The organism is Nesterenkonia sandarakina (assembly GCF_003003175.1).
Taxonomy (GTDB): Bacteria; Actinomycetota; Actinomycetes; order Actinomycetales; family Micrococcaceae; genus Nesterenkonia; species Nesterenkonia sandarakina_A.
This window is the reverse complement of the sequence record NZ_PVTY01000054.1, coordinates 1-1,370: the sequence shown is the minus strand read 5'-3', so window position 1 is coordinate 1,370 and position 1,370 is coordinate 1. Positions and strand designations below refer to the sequence as shown.

General features: G+C 63.7%; 1 protein-coding gene. It reads right to left on the bottom strand.

Annotated features, from left to right (window positions below):
* Positions 1–1,210: IS110 family transposase (locus BCL67_RS15115; RefSeq protein ID WP_106124219.1), on the bottom strand; the 1,210-nt coding region annotated here is incomplete at its 3' end.
* Positions 1,211–1,370 lie beyond the last annotated feature (160 nt).

Below are 1,370 nucleotides of genomic sequence, written 5' to 3'. Positions count from 1 at the left end.
TGGATTGCCGGATCGTCTGGAAGTCTGTTCGAGGGGCCTGTTCCTGTGGGTTGGTCAATGCCCTGTAGACCTCCCGGCAGATGGCTCGCTTGAGACAGCGCATGATTTCGCGATTGCTCTTGCCCTCAGCAGTTCTGCCGGCGACGTAGTCCTTGGTGCGTTGGTCGTGTTGCATCCGCACCAATGCGATGCGGTGCAGGGCGGCGTTTGCGCGGCGGTCGCCGCCACGATTGAGCCGGTGCCTGGTTGTGCGGCCAGAAGACGCCGGGATGGGAGCGGCTCCGCACAGGGATGCGAGGGCCGCTTCGTTCCGGATCCTGTGCGGATTGCCGCCGACGGTTACGGCCAGCTGGGCGGCCACAACAACGCCGGCCCCATAGATGGCCAGCAGCGCCGGGTAGTGCTCGGTGAGAACGCTGCGCAGTTGATCTTCTAGGACCTTGGCCCTGGCGGTGCTGTCCTGATGTGCCTTGGCCAAGGTGCGCATGGCCAGCAGCGCAGCGGTATGCGGAGAATCGATGGGCCCTACCGGCCGACTGGTGGCCAGTCGGGCGAGCACTTCTGCGGTGCTCAGGCCCCGGAACTTAGCACGCAAGGGCTCCGGTGCGGTCACCAACAGCGAGGTGATGCTGTTGCCGATCGCCGTTGTCGCGGCGATCAGCTGGATGCGGGCACCCAGCAGGAACCTGAGGGCCTCTGCAGGAGTAGCGGTGTCTTTGGCCACCGAGATGCCCTGGCCAGCCAGCACGGTACGGGCGGCCTCGATGGCGTCGATCGGATCGGATTTGCCGCGCATACGCCGCACCTGTCGGGCCGGGCGCAGAACCTCAGCCACGGTGAAACCAGCGGCAACCAGGGCCCTGGTCAGCCCGGCGCCGTAGGAATTGGTGCCTTCAACCCCGACGATGGCTATTGTCCCGGCATCCTGCAGGACAGTGATCAGGTCAGAATAACCGTGACCGTCTGCAGTAAAGGTGCCGGTCGTCACCGTCTGTCCCTGGGTAGTCAAGATGGCAAGTGTATGGGTGTCGGTGTGGGTATCGATGCCTGCTACCAGATCGTTCGGGTCGCCGGCCGCTGTTGTGGGAACCACGACGGTTCCTCCTTCACTGTCGGACAGATCAAGGGGTGCCATCGGTTCCACCGGAGCAGACAAGACGCTGAAGGGGCCGATACCATCGCAGTGCCACTTGGTGATGGTCCCGGTCATGCTCCTATGAGGTCATGCACCGGCGGAACCCATGGCCGAGCCCGCAGACGCAGGACAAATCTCACGCAAGACAGACCCACGATTGGGTCGCCAGTCAAGAGGTGGGTCACTACCTCTGCGGGCACTTACCATTATCAGCGTCAAGCGGCTCGTGCCCTTG